Here is a 1,231-nt window from a genome sequence, read left to right as displayed (position 1 = left end):
TGAATCGGCTACACTAAGTTGGACAGATACTATAAGGGCTAGTAGACTTAACATACTAACCTAAGGGAGCGTGCTACTATGTCACGTCAACGTCGAACTTTTACACCAGAATTTAAACTTCAATTAGTCAAGCTTTATGAAAATGGAAAGTCTCGTGCAGATATCTGTAGAGAATATGAAATCACGCCATCTGCATTAGATCGCTGGATTAAAAACCATCAAGAAACTGGGGCCTTCACTGCGAAAGAGAACCGTACTGATGAAGAAAATGAGTTAATAAAATTACGTAAAGAAAATCAACGTTTAATGATGGAGAATGACATTTTAAAGCAAGCAGCGCTGATCATGGGACGAAAATAGATGTGATTCGAAATAACGCTCACAAATATTCAATATCAGCAATGTGTAACGTCCTCAACATCGCCAAAAGCACATACTATTATCATGCCAATTTGAGTGAAAAAGAAGCACATAACACAGAGGAAGTAGAACTTTCCAACGAGATTGAACGACTCTTTAAAGAAAGCCGTAGTAACTATGGTACTCGTAAACTAAAAGTAGAATTAAAGAAGCAGAAGATGGTAGTTTCTAGACGTCGAATCGGTCGAATCATGAAACAATTAGGACTGGTATCAAAGTATACCGTGGCACAATACAAGCCGTATAAACAAACCTGTAATGAAGCACCCATCAAAAATGAGTTACATCGTCAGTTTAAACAAGAAGAGCAATTAGCTGTAGTTGTAAGTGATTTAACATACGTCCGTGTTGAGAAAAAATGGCACTATGTATGCTTATTTGTCGACCTTTTCAACCGTGAAATTATTGGTCACAGTGCCGGTCCTAATAAGACAGCAGCCCTTGTGTATCAAGCATTAGCCAGCATTAAAGGGAATTTACATAACATCAAGATGTTCCATACAGACCGTGGAAAAGAGTTTGATAACAAACTAATTTCAGAGGCACTAGAAACATTTGGGATTCAAAGATCATTAAGTATGAAGGGTTGTCCCTATGATAACGCCGTGGCCGAAGCGATGTTCAAAGTATTTAAAACCGAATTCGCAAACGGAGCACACTTCGCTTCTCTTGAACAGCTCGCTCTTGAACTTAATGATTATGTTCATTGGTTCAATAACATTCGAATTCACGGAACACTAGGTTATTTATCGCCAGTGGAATTCAAGAACAGGTCCTTATAAAGATTGTCCAGTTTAGTGTTGACATTCCA

At 38.1% G+C, this 1,231-nt stretch carries 1 protein-coding gene; it reads left to right on the top strand.

Annotated elements, in window-relative coordinates:
- Positions 1–78: 78 nt before the first annotated feature.
- A protein-coding gene (locus BJ095_RS18840) for an IS3 family transposase (protein ID WP_404426987.1) occupies positions 79–1,202 on the top strand; the annotation gives its coding sequence in 2 pieces (ribosomal slippage) (positions 79–325 and positions 325–1,202; 1,125 coding nt in all).
- Positions 1,203–1,231 lie beyond the last annotated feature (29 nt).

Origin of the sequence: Ureibacillus chungkukjangi, from assembly GCF_003217295.1 — a bacterium.
Lineage (GTDB): Bacteria > Bacillota > Bacilli > Bacillales_A > Planococcaceae > Ureibacillus > Ureibacillus chungkukjangi.
Note: the sequence above shows the minus strand (reverse complement) of the source record. Positions and strands in the feature narration are given on the sequence as shown.